This window comes from Vibrio sp. Y29_XK_CS5, from assembly GCF_024181835.1.
Classification (GTDB): domain Bacteria; phylum Pseudomonadota; class Gammaproteobacteria; order Enterobacterales; family Vibrionaceae; genus Vibrio; species Vibrio harveyi.
Genome location: NZ_JAMZAM010000006.1, coordinates 161,586 through 176,526 on the forward strand (window position 1 = coordinate 161,586; position 14,941 = coordinate 176,526).

General features: G+C 45.8%; 12 protein-coding genes. 2 read left to right on the forward strand and 10 right to left on the reverse strand.

The annotated features are described in order from the left end of the window. Positions 1 to 87: 87 nt before the first annotated feature. Positions 88 to 1,467 (reverse strand): DNA repair protein RadA, encoded by a 1,380-nt coding sequence (gene radA / locus NL647_RS21400; RefSeq protein ID WP_005439523.1) that lies wholly within the window; start codon positions 1,465 to 1,467, stop codon positions 88 to 90. Positions 1,468 to 1,618: 151 nt separating this feature from the next. Between radA and NL647_RS21405 the strand changes: the two genes are divergently transcribed. Beyond that, the gene (locus NL647_RS21405; RefSeq protein ID WP_005449113.1) at positions 1,619 to 3,967 is read left to right on the forward strand and encodes a PilZ domain-containing protein; all 2,349 of its coding nucleotides are present in this window, start codon (positions 1,619 to 1,621) and stop codon (positions 3,965 to 3,967) included. A gap of 57 nt (positions 3,968 to 4,024) precedes the next feature. On the opposite strand, the gene serB is transcribed toward NL647_RS21405, so the two are convergent. Continuing rightward, positions 4,025 to 5,005 carry a phosphoserine phosphatase gene (gene serB / locus NL647_RS21410; RefSeq protein ID WP_005449114.1) on the reverse strand — a complete coding sequence of 327 codons (981 nt, stop codon included), beginning with the start codon at positions 5,003 to 5,005 and terminating at the stop codon, positions 4,025 to 4,027. Between the two features lie 91 nt (positions 5,006 to 5,096). Here serB and NL647_RS21415 point away from each other — a divergent pair, with 91 nt between their 5' ends. After that, entirely contained in the window at positions 5,097 to 5,702 is a 606-nt protein-coding gene (locus NL647_RS21415) for a YtjB family periplasmic protein (protein ID WP_009698713.1), read from the forward strand. Between the two features lie 91 nt (positions 5,703 to 5,793). Here NL647_RS21415 and deoD read toward each other — a convergent pair whose 3' ends face one another. The 8 genes from deoD to prfC form a co-directional block, all read right to left on the reverse strand. Continuing rightward, entirely contained in the window at positions 5,794 to 6,513 is a 720-nt protein-coding gene (gene deoD, locus NL647_RS21420) for a purine-nucleoside phosphorylase (RefSeq protein WP_005449118.1), read from the reverse strand. A 146-nt stretch (positions 6,514 to 6,659) separates the two neighbouring features. After that, entirely contained in the window at positions 6,660 to 7,880 is a 1,221-nt protein-coding gene (locus tag NL647_RS21425; protein WP_005449119.1) for a phosphopentomutase, read from the reverse strand. 68 nt (positions 7,881 to 7,948) lie between these two features. Beyond that, positions 7,949 to 9,277, reverse strand: coding sequence for a thymidine phosphorylase (gene deoA / locus NL647_RS21430; protein ID WP_005449121.1), 1,329 nt, complete (start codon positions 9,275 to 9,277; stop codon positions 7,949 to 7,951). Between the two features lie 98 nt (positions 9,278 to 9,375). Further along, a complete protein-coding gene (gene deoC, locus NL647_RS21435; RefSeq protein ID WP_005449122.1) occupies positions 9,376 to 10,152 on the reverse strand; it encodes a deoxyribose-phosphate aldolase in 777 nt (258 codons plus the stop codon). Between the two features lie 580 nt (positions 10,153 to 10,732). Further along, the gene (locus NL647_RS21440) at positions 10,733 to 12,016 is read right to left on the reverse strand and encodes a NupC/NupG family nucleoside CNT transporter (RefSeq protein WP_005449124.1); all 1,284 of its coding nucleotides are present in this window, start codon (positions 12,014 to 12,016) and stop codon (positions 10,733 to 10,735) included. A gap of 204 nt (positions 12,017 to 12,220) precedes the next feature. Then, entirely contained in the window at positions 12,221 to 12,994 is a 774-nt protein-coding gene (locus tag NL647_RS21445; RefSeq protein WP_253650666.1) for a TatD family hydrolase, read from the reverse strand. Beyond that, entirely contained in the window at positions 12,981 to 13,148 is a 168-nt protein-coding gene (locus tag NL647_RS21450) for a DUF5363 family protein (RefSeq protein ID WP_239923243.1), read from the reverse strand. The genes NL647_RS21445 and NL647_RS21450 overlap by 14 nt, the downstream gene beginning before the upstream one ends. A 121-nt stretch (positions 13,149 to 13,269) precedes the next feature. Then, complete coding sequence (prfC, locus tag NL647_RS21455) at positions 13,270 to 14,859, reverse strand: peptide chain release factor 3 (protein ID WP_005449129.1); 1,590 nt, start codon at positions 14,857 to 14,859, stop codon at positions 13,270 to 13,272. Positions 14,860 to 14,941 lie beyond the last annotated feature (82 nt).

The following is a 14,941-nucleotide window of genomic DNA, read 5'->3' on the forward strand; positions in this document are numbered from 1 at the left end:
ACTTCGCAATATGTGTGCTTAATTCGACAATAATGAGGACAGATTCAACATTATTGTTACCCCTAGAATTGGGGCACAAGATAGCGTTTACAACTCATCAAATGCTTCGATAGCTTCCGATAGTTTTTTCACGCCGTGGATTTGCATACCAGGAATACCGCCCTTGGGCATATTCGCTGCAGGAACGATTGCTTTCTTAAAGCCGTGCTTAAACGCTTCATTCAAACGCTCTTGCCCACTTGGTACAGGTCGAATCTCACCCGCCAAGCCCACTTCCCCAAACACCACCACATCTTTTGGTAGTGGACGGTCGCGGAAACTCGATAAAAGCGCCATAACTAACGCAAGGTCAGCACTGGTCTCTGTGACTTTGACGCCACCAACGACATTCACAAATACATCTTGGTCTGCCATTTGTAGACCACCATGCTTATGCAGTACCGCTAGTAATAAAGAGAGACGGTTTTGTTCTAAGCCAACCGCGACACGACGTGGGTTTGCCAGTTGTGAATAGTCTACTAGCGCTTGAATCTCTACTAGTAGAGGGCGCGTACCTTCCCAAACAACCATCACGGAGGAACCCGACGTCTCCTCTTCACCACGAGAAAGGAAGATCGCCGATGGGTTGTTCACTTCTTTTAACCCTTGCCCTGTCATGGCAAAAACACCGAGCTCGTTCACCGCACCAAAACGGTTTTTGTGACTACGAAGCGTACGGAAACGGCTATCAGTCCCACCATCTAGCAACACGGAGCAGTCAATAATGTGCTCAAGTACTTTAGGTCCCGCAAGGGTACCATCTTTTGTTACGTGACCAACAATAAAGACAGCAACATTGTTTTGCTTTGCGTAACGCGTCAAGGCGGTTGCCGATTCACGTACTTGAGCGACACTCCCCGGTGAGGATTGAACATCAGAAACGTGCATAACCTGTATCGAGTCGATAACCATAATGCGTGGTTGCTCTTTCTCTGCAATTTGACAGATCTTATCGACATTCGTTTCTGACAGCATCTTTAAATGCTCTTTTGGCAAACCAAGACGGGAAGCACGCATCGCAACTTGCTGAAGTGATTCCTCACCCGTTACGTACAGCGTAGGCATTTGCGCCGACAACAAACACATGGTTTGTAGAAGTAACGTTGACTTACCTGCCCCTGGGTTACCACCAATCAAAATCGCCGCACCAGGAACCACACCACCGCCAAGTACACGATCGAGTTCTTTAAACCCACTGGTGAAACGCGGCACTTCTTGCAGATCAATCTCGGAAAGCGTCTGAACTTTTGATTCCGTCGCTGAGCCTGCATAACCAGATAAGCGTTCATTGCGCGCTACCGTTGGCGATGCAGCAATACGAACTTCAGTAATCGTGTTCCATGCACCACACGCATTACACTGCCCCTGCCAACGTGGGAAATCTGCGCCACAATCATTACAAACATACGCTCGTTTTGCTTTCGCCATGATGCCTCGATCTTTTCAACACTCGGTTTTTTCAACAAATGTGACCAAGCACTGCCATGTCTGACCTTATTGGACATGAACTCTTGATATACTCAAGTTTTGCTTTGCTTAGCCGATATAATTCGAATAACGACATACTTTAACAGAAATAATGCAGCAATCTGAAATTCTCTCGCTCGCAGAACGACTCATCCCAGTTTATGGCTCTGATGACTTTGACTTCGTCCTTGGTCAATTGACCGAGGGGGAACCGCCATCGGCCAAAATTCTTGTAAAGATGGAACTCAACCGTGTCATGGCACCTTGCAAGAAAAGCATTGATTTGCGAGGTAGAGTGAAAGGTGAATGTCGTGAATACTTATTAGATGGCATCCCTCATTGGTTGGATGACGTCGCTTTCAACGCTTACCACAAAAACTTAAAAAAATTCGGTGCTTACACTGAAGGCATGTGGGAAGCCTTGGTCAATACACGTAACAACTTTCGTGTAATGAGTAAAAACAACGGTAAGAATGAAGAACAATCGCTGACCGACCCTAAAAGTCCATTCCTTGCCGAACCGGTTCATCTTGGTTACGACTTAAAGCGCCAAGAAAAGCGCTTAAAAGTACAGTCTCAGGTAGAAATCATTCGCTCAAAAAGTCAAGTGATCCACGGCCTGAGTATTGACCTTTCTAGCTCTGGAGCAAAATTCAAAGTCCCTAGTGCATTCAAATACAGCTTGGGCGAAGTCATTCAAGTTACCTTTACCGAGTTTGCCAGCAAATCTCAGGTTGCCGGCGTTGAAAAGCCAATCACTTATCGTGTGCTCGCAGTGGATGACTGCTACGAGAACGATGCTGTTCGTTATCTAAGAACCATTCGCTTGACCGAGACCAATGTCGTTGCTCGCTTGATTGATGAAGCTCTCAACAGCGCTGCAAAACGTGCTCGTCATGATAACCAAGATAAAATCATTCGCGCTCGCACGCGTGGTTACGAACATATCGCCCTGAAGCACACCAGCAACCTCCCTCTGTTTTTTGAAGGCAGCGAACTCAAGCTCGCAATGCTGACACCAAATAACCAAAAGATGTGGCAATACTGGCATGATGAGCGTAACCAGCAAGTATTTGGTTCGTTGTTCAATCCGAAAAGGATGGCTTCGTTAATTGCGCCAGGGGTCAAAGGGGCTACCAACGTGCTCTATTCCTTTACTCATGAGCATGACAACAAAACGTACTTCTATTCAATGCTGCGCCCAGAAGCGACCAGAGAGCAGCGTCAATTGTTCTGGCACCTGGGAGCCAAACGCGCCAGTTGGCGTGCTTTCCGCATTTCGATTTTTGAACTGTCTCAACAAGAAAAAGAAGACCTTGCTGCGTTTTCTTCTGAGTTAGCCGAAAGTTCGCAAAAACTGACCCACGTAGGCATTTTGCAAGAAATTGCCGATGAGAAGTCTGGACAGGATTATTTGCTTACTGAAAAACCTCGCGTGCCCGCGAATACACTTAATGCTTTTCGCCATCCACGTAAGATCATCGGCAATCCAAAAGGTATTTACTTTGACGCCCAATCTCGTCGAAAAGAGCCCCGTTATCGCTTCAAAACCCCTTTAGTGCTTAATACCGGAAGTGCGAAAGCTGCAGGCTTTACCATGGATATCTCTAAGCGAGGCTTGGGCTTACGCTTGGATGAGCCGACGGAATTACGTTCAGGGCAAGAAGTACGCATCAACTTCCGAGAGCTACAGTTATACGATAAGAAATTGCCTCTTTCAGAAGTCCCTTATCGGATTATTCGGGTGAGTCCCGATGGTCGTAGCGTGCAACTTGTCATAGATGAAGACAGCAAAACCATGCGTGTTATTGCTTTCTTCAATAGCATTATCGAGCACAACCAAGACAAACTCATCCCACAAAAAGAGATGCTGCCAAGTAACGCATTGTTGGAAAGGCTGCACAGTGTCCTACTCTCACGTATTTTGAGTACGCCAATCTTTATTAGTAAAAGCGCAGCCTCTTCGGTGAAAACTCCCGTTATTGGTGTCAACTTCCCATTAGCGAAGCACATCGAGTTATATGCGCGCCTTGGTCACAATCAGCAGTTCTCTCTCGAACCATTATTTAAGGGACGATCTAGCACTCTGATCGCCGAACCAATTAAACGTATTGATGGCGCTCAGGCGAGACATCAAGATGTTTACATCAGCGTGGCGAAAGTTGGCAGCAAAATCACTGGGCTAGAGTCAAAGCTGCAACAAGATTTTACCAGTGTCAAAGAACGTATTCAGTTCATAAAGAAAGCCCGCATGATGGGTGAGTTTTACGCAACCCGTATTTCTACCGCGCCAATCTTTGATCCGATGACTTCTTTGCTGCGCCAGGACTTGAGTGATTTAACCCAATTTGGGGTTCATCAAGCCAGTAAACTAGAAAAAGAGCTGACCGCACTAGTTGGCTACAGCGAATTTGAAGACATTACTGAAGAAGTGATCGTGCGATTAGAACTGACTGAATAACAAAACACCGCCAAACTGGCGGTGTTTTTCTATCGTGTTTCGTCGTGAAAACCCAGATTATGGTTTCGCTTTCCAACTGATTTTCTGCTGCTTAACTAAAGCGCCAGAAAGAATACACAGCACACCACCTAGACCTGCGAATCGAACGGCAGTTTGCGCTTGCTCTTCAACTTTAGGTTTAGCGTGATAAGCCACACCCAGCCCTGCAGCAGACATCATCACCAGATCATTTGCGCCATCACCGACTGCGACGGTATTGTGTTGCTCAATCTCGTACTCTTCTGCAAGCTCTACCAAAATGTCAGCTTTGGTTTGGGCAGATACAACATCGCCAAGCACTTCACCCGTCAATTTGCCATCAACAATTTCTAGTTGGTTGGATTGCGCAAAATCCAATCCCACTTTGTCTTTAATAAAGTCGGAGAAGTAAGTGAATCCACCAGAGGCAATCGCAGTCTTCCACCCCAATGCATTGAAGGTTGTAATCAACGCTTCGAAGTCTGGCATGAATGGCAGTTGGCTTCGTACCTGCTCAAGAATGGCTTCATCAGCCCCTTTCAGCTTACCAACGCGCTGACGTAAACTTTGTTCAAAGTCCAGCTCACCTTGCATGGCTCGTTCGGTGACTTCGGCGACTTCTTCGCCTACACCGGCAAGTTTGGCAATCTCGTCGATACACTCGATTTGAATCGCAGTTGAATCCATATCAAACACAACCAAACCCGGCGCAGAAAGATCCGGTACTTCGTTTAAAGAAGCGTAATCCAGATTTAAGCTTTTCAGAATGGTTTCATGCTCTGGCGTAAGGTTACCCGCCATCAATGCCACTTCATACTGACCTACCTTCCAAGTATCTAAAATTGGGTTGTAGAAGCCGGTAAAAAAATCGATGTCTTCAAAATTGCGAGGCTCAAGGTGCTCACCAAATACAATCCAGTTAGCCTTGGCTTTATCGAGCTGAGTAGCAAAGCGAGTTTCGGGTAGTCGTTTTAAAAGAGTCGTATGCCTTCTGATAGGCAAGCTTTTTGACGCGTCCATGTATATAATCCCTTGTGACTTTGCTAAAACGTTACCTCAACAAGCTAAAAAGGCAAGTCTTTGTTTTGTTTTGAATGGACGAGTAAAGAGCATGAGTGAATCCTTATTCTCAGTAAGGAATGCCCTACGAATTCTGGCGCTGATACTGCTGTGTGTGATGCTATTTGTCACCATCAAAAACAGTGTCGTCATCAGTAAGGGTAATGAGAAGATACAAGCGCAGCAGCTTGAAACCCTGACCAAAGTTTTGATTTCACAGGCGTCGTTATCTGCCAGTGAAATGATCATAAATAAAGACCAAGAACGTCTGCTTAAACTGACGAATCAGTTAGCACAAGACCGTCTGGTATTCGATGCGACCATCTATGACGCGCAAGGTGTGCGTCTTGCATCCAGCAAAGAAGCGCTGTCTGTACGAGAGGTACTTGGATTAGATACGCCACTTGCGACAGCGTCGATTGGACGTCAGCAGCTCGTTGAACCGGTACTGGCAGATGGCGCAGTGATTGGCTTTGTACGAGTGACTTTTGAAACCGGTCGTGTAACGGCAATCTCTGATCATCACTACCGTAAAAGTGATCGTTACATGTACATGATGGTACTGATGAGCTTTGCATGTGGCATGCTGTTCATCATGATTTTACGCAGACAGCCGATCCGCCGTAAAAAAGGTGAAAACCTATTGCTAACCAAGTAGTTCAAAAACCAATTTATCAAAATAAAACAGCCCGCATGATGCGGGCTGTTTTTTTATGCTGATAAGCAAAAGAATAGAAGGCTGTTCGCCCTTACTCTTCATCACCTAGCAATACTGAATCAAGTGCGATTAGCATCATGTCGTTGAACGTAGTTTGACGTTCGTCTGATGTGGTTTGCTCGCCAGTTTTGATGTGGTCAGAAACAGTACAGATAGTCAGAGCTTTCGCGCCGTACTCAGCAGCAACGCCGTAGATACCAGCCGCTTCCATTTCAACACCTACGATACCGTACTTGTCCATTACGTCGAACATTTCTGGATCTGGCGTGTAGAACAGTTCTGCTGAGAACAGGTTACCTACTTTTACGTCTACGCCGCGAGCTTTCGCTGCTTCTTCTGCTGCGCGAACCATTTTGTAGTCAGCAATAGCGGCAAAGTCATGACCTTTAAAGCGGATGCGGTTAACTTTAGAATCAGTACAAGCGCCCATGCCGATAACAACATCACGTACTTTGATATCTTCGTTCACTGCGCCACAGCTACCTACACGAATCACTTTCTTCACACCGAAGTCTTTGATTAGCTCAGTCACGTAGATTGAACATGATGGAATACCCATACCGTGACCCATTACTGAGATCTTACGACCTTTGTAAGTGCCGGTGTAACCGAACATATTACGAACGTCACATACTTGAACTACATCTTCAAGGAAAGTCTCTGCAATGTATTTAGCACGTAGCGGGTCACCTGGCATTAGAACGACGTCTGCGAATGCACCCATTTCTGCGTTGATATGTGGAGTTGCCATGTTTCTTTTCCTTAACCTGTCTCTAGCGATCCGCACTGCTACTGGCGGTTTTGGCTAGAATATTCTCATTTCCGACAAGCAACATTTTCATGCTGCCAACATAAAACTAGGAGCAATCAAGCTCCTAGTTTTCAAAACCTACCTAATTATAGGAAGTTCTTACCGTAATCCATTGGTGATGTACCGAAGTAACTTGCCAATGTTTGACCGATATCTGCAAAGCTATCACGACGACCTAGTGAGCCCGCTGGTACTTTCTTACCATAAACAATCACTGGAATGTGCTCACGAGTATGGTCAGTACCAGGCCATGTTGGATCACAACCGTGGTCTGCCGTTAGGATAAGAACATCGTCTTCTTCCATTAGCTCTAGCACTTCGTTGATGCGACCATCGAAATACTCAAGTGCCGCAGCATAACCCGCTACGTCACGACGGTGACCGTACGCTGAGTCGAAGTCTACAAAGTTAGTGAATACGATAGTGTTGTCACCCGCTTCTTTGATTTGCTCTAGTGTTGCTTCGAACAGTGCAGGGATACCTGTCGCTTTCACTTTCTTAGTGATGCCGCAGTTCGCGTAAATATCAGCAATCTTACCGATAGAAACCACATCACCTTGCTTCTCATCAACTAGCTTCTGAAGAACAGTTGCTGATGGTGGCTCAACAGACAGGTCACGACGGTTACCCGTACGTTCAAATTGACCTTTACCAGGACCAATGAAAGGACGCGCAATAACACGACCGATGTTGTAATCTTCTAGTTCTTCACGTGCAATTTGGCAAAGCTCTAGCAGACGGTCTAGACCGAAAGTCTCTTCGTGACATGCAATTTGGAATACAGAATCAGCAGACGTGTAGAAAATTGGCTGACCTGTCTTCATGTGCTCTTCACCAAGGTCATCCAATACTTGAGTACCTGATGCATGGCAGTTACCTAGGAAGCCGTCTAAACCCGCACGCTCAAGGATACGGTCAGTCAGCTCTTTCGGGAAGCTGTTCGCTTTATCAGTGAAGTAGCCCCAATCAAACAGAACAGGCACACCAGCGATTTCCCAGTGACCAGATGGAGTATCTTTACCTGAAGAAAGCTCTGCTGCGTGACCGTACGCACCAATGATTTCTGCATCTGCGTCTAGGCCAGGTGCGAAGCGACCTGTTGACTCTTTATGTGCCATTGCCAAACCTAACTTAGATAGGTTTGGAAGACGAAGTGCGCCTTTACGTTGATCGTTATCTGCTAAGCCTTGCTCACACTGGTCTGCAATATGACCTAATGTGTCTGAACCTACATCACCAAATTGTTCTGCATCTGCAGCTGCGCCGATGCCGAATGAGTCTAGTACTAAAATAAATGCTCTTTTCATTGCTCGTTCCTTAGGCCCACTCGGCTTCTTATTATGGTTGAGTAGGCCTTGTGTAATTACTTATTCGATTAAAGATCTTCTGCACGGATTTGACGGTAAACCTCTGGAGTTGGTGTGTACTCACCACCTACAGTGATTGCACTGCGAAGTGCTTTAGCGGCTTCTTCCCATTGCTCTTCAGTGCGAGCATGAATAACCGCAAGAGGTTTATCGCTATCTGCTACTTCACCTAGACGGATGAAGTTATCGAAACCAACTGCGTAGTCGATTTCATCTGTCGCAACGCGACGACCGCCGCCCATTGAAACAACAGCCATGCCGATAGCACGAGTGTCCATCGCAGATACAACGCCAGTTTCTGTTGCGTATACAGGTTTAATAATTTCTGCTTTTTCTAGGTAGTTATCGTAGTTTTCTACGAAGTCCGCAGGACCACCTAGACCAGCAACCATCTTACCGAAGCACTCAGCAGCTTTGCCGTTGTCTAGCGCTTCCATCAGTTTTGCACGTGCGTCTTCTGTGTTCTCAGCAAGTTTGCCAAGTACCAGCATTTCTGCACATGACGCCATTGTTACTTCAAGTAGACGTGGGTTACGGTATTCACCTGTTAGGAAGCGAACCGCTTCACGTACTTCCACTGCGTTACCCGCAGAAGACGCCAAGACTTGGTTCATGTCCGTTAGGATAGCGGTTGTCTTAGTGCCTGCACCGTTTGCTACCGCAACGATTGATTTTGCTAGCTCTTCAGACGCTTCATAAGTTGGCATGAATGCACCAGAGCCAACTTTTACGTCCATCACTAGAGATTCAAGACCAGCAGCAAGCTTCTTCGATAAAATCGACGCCGTGATTAGTGAAATGTTGTCTACAGTAGCCGTGATATCGCGAGTCGCGTAAACACGCTTATCCGCAGGAGCAAGATCACCCGTTTGACCGATGATAGCCACACCAGCATCTTTGGTCACTTGGCCGAATACATCGTTTGTTGGCGTGATGTTGTAGCCAGGGATAGACTCAAGCTTATCCAGCGTACCGCCAGTATGGCCAAGACCACGACCAGAGATCATTGGTACGAAACCACCACATGCAGCCACCATTGGACCAAGCATTAGAGAAGTTACGTCACCCACACCACCGGTAGAGTGCTTATCGACAATTGGACCACCAAAGTTCATGTGGCTCCAATCGATAACCATACCTGAATCACGCATTGCACACGTTAGTGCGATACGTTCTGGCATCGTCATTTCATTGAAGAAGATTGTCATAGCAAATGCAGCGATCTGACCTTCAGATACACTGTTGTTCGCTACGCCTTGAATGAAGAAGTTGATTTCGTCGGCTGTTAGAACTTCGCCGTCACGTTTTTTACGGATAATTTCTTGTGGTAAATACATTAGTGCCTCCCAAGCTCATTTTGAGCCATGGTATAAGTAGGATAGAAGAGGTTTGGTAGCACCAAAGTTGGTGCTACCGTTCAGACGTATTGTTGGAATTAGTACGCTGTTGGATCAGCGACTTCGTCCGATACTTCTAATGTATTTAGTAGGTTTGTAAGCAGGCTAGACGCACCGAAACGGTAATGACGAGCATCAACCCAGTTATCACCTAGGATTTCGTCAGCCATTGCTAGGTATGCCGCTGCATCTTCAGCAGTACGCACACCACCTGCTGGTTTGAAACCAACAGTTTCTGCAACACCCATGTCACGAATAACTTCAAGCATCATGCGAGCGTATTCAGGCGTTGCGTTTACTGGCACTTTACCAGTTGAAGTTTTAATGAAGTCAGCACCTGCTTCAATACAGATTTGAGATGCTTTCTTGATTAGCGCTTCTTCTTTAAGTTCACCAGTTTCGATGATCACTTTAAGAAGGATGTCACCACAAGCTTCTTTACATTGCTTAACTAGCTCGAAGCCCACTTTCTCATCACCTGCCATTAGAGCGCGGTATGGGAAAACTACGTCAACTTCGTCTGCACCGTAAGCGACAGCCGCTTTTGTTTCAGCAACAGCGATTTCAATATCGTCGTTACCGTGTGGGAAGTTCGTTACTGTTGCGATACGAACTTCTGGCGTGCCTTGCTCACGAAGTGTCTTCTTAGCAATAGGAATAAAGCGAGGGTAAATACAAATTGCAGCTGTGTTGCCTACTGCAGATTTCGCGTCATGACATAGTGAGATCACTTTTGCATCAGTGTCATCATCATTTAGCGTAGTAAGGTCCATAAGTTTCAGTGCACGTAGCGCTGCTGCTTTTAAATCGCTCATTTCTATCTCCGATCAATATTCAAAAAATTCACTACTCAGCCTCACATCACTTCTCTAACTATAATCAACAAGTCGAGACAGTGTGAGAAATTGGCTAAACAGTCTATTTATGAACGGACTTGGTTCCCTGAAGACTCGGCATATACTGCGAAAAAGTCATATGCCAATTGCTATCCTTGTCACCGCACAGTACCAGTTTGGCCTATGGCACAACAATCTATGATTGCGGTGTCTTTAATATCACATCAAACAATAAAACGCTTGTTTGATTTGATATTGAGGGCAATTCATTTGCCCATCGAGTATGTAATATTCACTCTATGATTAAGTGGTTATCATAACCACGATCTCGTGATTACTACATTATAGATATTCACCGCAAAACTGTAGCACCAAATAGAGCGCAAACGGTTTGTATCTCAAAATTTTCCAGCCCCTATTCCACCGACTGCGTAAGCCACTCACGTAGACCTACGTGCGGTTAAGTTTTCAGGTCCAAAAAACGAAAAATGCCCCGCAGCAATCTCTTGCTACAGGGCATGGTTTAAAACGGCGTCTATATATTAAGAACCGATTCTAATTAAAATGCTGCAAGGCTAAGGCAGAAGCCTGCGATAGTCGCTGCCATTAGGTTAGACAACGTACCAGCAAGAACTGCTTTAATACCCATGCGAGCGATATCTGAACGACGGTTTGGTGCAAGGCTACCTAGACCACCAAGTAGGATCGCGATAGAAGAAAGGTTCGCGAAGCCACATAGTGCGAATGAGATGATAGCTGTAGTCTTCTCAGACATTACTTCACCAGTTGCCGCAACTACTTGAGCGCTGTCACCTAGGTAAGGTGTGAAGTTCAAGTAAGCAACGAATTCGTTAATAACTAGTTTCTGACCGATGAATGAACCAGCAACAACTGCTTCGTCCCAAGGAACACCGATTAGGAATGCTAGTGGAGAGAACGCGTAACCTAGGATTAGTTCTAGAGTCAGTTCAGGCATACCGAACCAACCGCCGATGCCACCTAGCATACCGTTAACAAGCGCAATCAGACCTACGAACGCGATTAGCATTGCACCAACGTTTAGTGCTAGTTGTAGACCAGAAGCCGCACCGCCCGCTGCTGCGTCGATTACGTTAGCTGGTTTGTCGTCGCCACCGTCCATTGCTTCTTCGATGTCTTCGTGAGGCTGATCAGTCTCTGGGTGAAGAATCTTAGCGAATAGTAGACCACCTGGTGCTGCCATGAATGATGCTGCTACTAGGTACTCTAGAGGTACACCCATTGAAGCGTAACCTGCTAGTACACCACCAGCTACAGATGCTAGACCACCACACATTACCGCAAATAGCTCAGATTGAGTCATTTTTGGAACGAAAGGACGAACAACAAGAGGTGCTTCAGTTTGACCTACGAAAATGTTAGCTGCTGCAGACATTGATTCCGCACGAGAAGTGCCAAGCGCTTTTTGTAGTGCACCACCAAGAATCTTGATAACCCACTGCATTACGCCAATGTAGTAAAGAACTGAAATCAGTGCTGAGAAGAAGATCAGTGTAGGAAGAACGCGGAATGCGAAGATGAAGCCGCCGCCGCCGAATACTTCGAACATCTTGTCAGAAACAAGACCACCGAATAGGAATGATGAACCGTTGTTACCGTAGTTGATAACGTTAGAAACACCAGTAGAGAAACCGTTTAGTAGATCACGGCCCCAAGGTACGTAAAGAACGAATGCACCTAGGATGAATTGGATAGCAAATGCGCCACCCACAGTTCTTAGATTGATAGCTTTACGGTTATTGGAAAATGCAAATGCGATAGCAAGAAGCACTACCATACCGACTAGGCTCATAAACAGGCTCATAGTTTATGACTTCCTTATAAGTTATTTGTTGGCGTGTTACAAAATGGAGCTATAAAGCGGGGGCAATTATACTCATGCAGAATCAATTAAAGTAATGCCACCCTCACACTTTCTTATAAGATTCATCATTGATTCACTCTCGTTTGTGAGTCAACTCACAATAAGCAGGAAAACGTTTTCGCTTTTAAACAGCTTCTTTAGATTTTATTCACATATAAAGAAAGCAGAATTGCTATTTTCCCACAGCTGAGAAGCAATCGATTGCTTGCTTTTGCTATGTAAAGAAGCCAATTCATTGAGAATATGAATAAGTTGTAAGGGATGATTCGGCTCACCCTGATAGCCAAGTATAGGCATATCTGGGGCATCCGTTTCTAAGACGAGATGTTCAAGGGGTAATCTTTGAATTGCGTCGCGAGTTTTGTTAGCTCTCGGATACGTAATGGTGCCTCCGACGCCAATCGAAAAGCCTAATCGAACCCATTCCATCGCCTGTTGGTAGCTGCCTGAGAACGCATGCAACACCCCACCTTTTGGTAAATGTGCCGCTTTGACCATTTGAATAAGTCGATTGTGCGCTTTGCGGCTGTGCAGGATCACCGGTAAATCAAACCGCTTTGCTAGCTCAAATTGCAACTCAAGCGCGCGCTCTTGTCGCTCAACTGGCACTTCGATGGCGAAATCCAAACCGCACTCTCCTATTGCAACGCATTGCTGGTTGGACGAAGAAAGCAATGATTCCAACTCTGGAGCAAATTGCTCAAACTCTTGTTGGAGAAAATAGGGATGAAAACCCAGTGCATAATAGAGATGAGAATATTGATTGGCGAGGTCTTGAATGCGAGTCCAATTACTTGGCCCGACAGACGGAATAAGGATGCGCTCTACTCCTTGCTCACGCGCAAGCTCAACTTGATATGCAAAGTCATCTTGGAAGACATCAAAGTCAAAGTGGCAATGAGTATCAAACAGTTTCATTACTTGGCTTCTCTTGCTCTTCTTTCTTTGTTGAAGATGGCTCATTAGCTGGGTCTTGTTTGTACGGCACGCAACTGCGCTTTTGATCGGGTGTTAGTCCCATCTCTTTGCACCAATCATCGTAGCATTTAAGTCCTTTTTTAAACCAGTTCATTGCCCACCCTTTTTAGCTCATAGAGTTCTTTGTAAACCAAATAAAAAAACCGCCGTTAACTAAGTGTATAGCTAACGGCGGCTTATAATCTAGTACGCGATGTAAAGCGAGCTAGATTCGATTAGTGCTCACGTGTCGCACGGAAATCGATATCAGGGAAACGCTCTTGCGCTAGGTTTAGGTTAACCATGGTCGGTGCAATGTAAGTTAGGTTATCGCCACCGTCCAATGCTAGGTTCGTTTGGTTCTTACGCTGGAACTCATCCAGTTTCTTCGCATCGCCACACTCAACCCAACGAGCAGTTGCCACGTTCACGCCTTCATAGATCGCTTCAACGTTGTATTCTGACTTCAAACGAGCCACAACCACGTCAAACTGAAGTACACCAACCGCACCTACGATAAGGTCGTTGTTTTGCAATGGACGGAATACCTGTACCGCACCTTCTTCAGACAGCTGAACCAGACCTTTTAGTAGCTGCTTCTGCTTCAATGGATCTTTTAGACGAATACGACGGAACAATTCCGGAGCAAAGTTTGGAATACCAGAGAACTTCAGCGCTTCACCTTGAGTGAAAGTATCACCAATTTGGATAGTGCCGTGGTTGTGTAGACCAATGATGTCACCCGCGTAAGCGTGCTCTGCACGAGAACGGTCACCCGCCATAAAGGTTACCGCATCTGAAATACTCACTTGCTTGCCAAGACGAACGTGGTTCATCTTCATGCCTTGCGTGTAAGTACCCGATACGATACGCATGAAGGCAATACGGTCACGGTGTTTTGGATCCATGTTTGCTTGGATCTTAAATACGAAACCAGAGAACTTGTCTTCTGTTGCTTCAACATCACGCTCAACTGCTTGACGCGTTTTCGGTGCAGGAGCCCACTCCGTCAGACCATCTAGCATGTGGTCAACACCAAAGTTACCCAGTGCCGTACCAAAGTAAACTGGCGTTAGTTCACCCGTTAGGAATAACTCTAAGTCAAACTCAGGGCATGCGCCCATGACAAGTTCAAGCTCTTCACGAACGCTTTCTGCTAGGCTTTCACCTACTTTTTCGTCTAGCTCTGGGTTGTCTAGACCTTTGATGATGCGAACTTCTTGGATCTCATGACCATGACCTGATTCGTACAGAATCGTTTCGTCACGGTGAATGTGGTAAACACCTTTAAACTCTTTACCACAGCCGATTGGCCATGTGATTGGCGCACACATCATGCCCAATTCGTTTTCTACTTCATCCAATACTTCCATTGGATCACGAACGTCGCGGTCAAGTTTGTTCATGAAGGTTACGATTGGCGTGTCACGTAGACGTGTAACTTCCATTAGTTTACGAGTACGGTCCTCAACACCTTTCGCTGCATCGATAACCATCAGACATGAGTCAACTGCCGTTAGAGTACGGTAAGTATCTTCCGAGAAGTCTTCGTGTCCAGGAGTATCAAGTAGGTTTACCAGACAATCGTTGTAAGGGAACTGCATTACAGAAGTAGTAACCGAGATACCACGTTCCTTTTCCATTTCCATCCAGTCTGATTTTGCGTGCTGTGCGTTACCACGACCTTTAACCGTACCTGCTTTTTGGATCGCGTTTCCGAATAACAGTACTTTTTCAGTAATGGTGGTTTTACCCGCATCCGGGTGAGAAATAATAGCGAACGTTCTACGCTTAGAAACTTCGCCTAGAAAAGGTGTATTTGACATGAAACTGGTCTTCTTTGATGTCTGATGACTTGCTCGAAATTCAAACAAGCTTTATTCGATTCAATATTGCGCGGTATTCTCG

Coding starts and splice junctions, on each gene's coding strand:
- prfC (WP_005449129.1), bottom strand. CDS start 14,859: ATGTCAAATACACCTTTTCTAGGCGAAGTTTCTAAGCGTAGAACGTTC.
- NL647_RS21440 (WP_005449124.1), bottom strand. CDS start 12,016: ATGAGCCTGTTTATGAGCCTAGTCGGTATGGTAGTGCTTCTTGCTATC.
- deoA (WP_005449121.1), bottom strand. CDS start 9,277: ATGTATTTACCACAAGAAATTATCCGTAAAAAACGTGACGGCGAAGTT.
- NL647_RS21425 (WP_005449119.1), bottom strand. CDS start 7,880: ATGAAAAGAGCATTTATTTTAGTACTAGACTCATTCGGCATCGGCGCA.
- serB (WP_005449114.1), bottom strand. CDS start 5,005: ATGGACGCGTCAAAAAGCTTGCCTATCAGAAGGCATACGACTCTTTTA.
- NL647_RS21405 (WP_005449113.1), top strand. CDS start 1,619: ATGCAGCAATCTGAAATTCTCTCGCTCGCAGAACGACTCATCCCAGTT.
- NL647_RS21445 (WP_253650666.1), bottom strand. CDS start 12,994: ATGAAACTGTTTGATACTCATTGCCACTTTGACTTTGATGTCTTCCAA.
- NL647_RS21450 (WP_239923243.1), bottom strand. CDS start 13,148: ATGAACTGGTTTAAAAAAGGACTTAAATGCTACGATGATTGGTGCAAA.
- deoD (WP_005449118.1), bottom strand. CDS start 6,513: ATGGCAACTCCACATATCAACGCAGAAATGGGTGCATTCGCAGACGTC.
- deoC (WP_005449122.1), bottom strand. CDS start 10,152: ATGAGCGATTTAAAAGCAGCAGCGCTACGTGCACTGAAACTTATGGAC.
- radA (WP_005439523.1), bottom strand. CDS start 1,467: ATGGCGAAAGCAAAACGAGCGTATGTTTGTAATGATTGTGGCGCAGAT.
- NL647_RS21415 (WP_009698713.1), top strand. CDS start 5,097: ATGAGTGAATCCTTATTCTCAGTAAGGAATGCCCTACGAATTCTGGCG.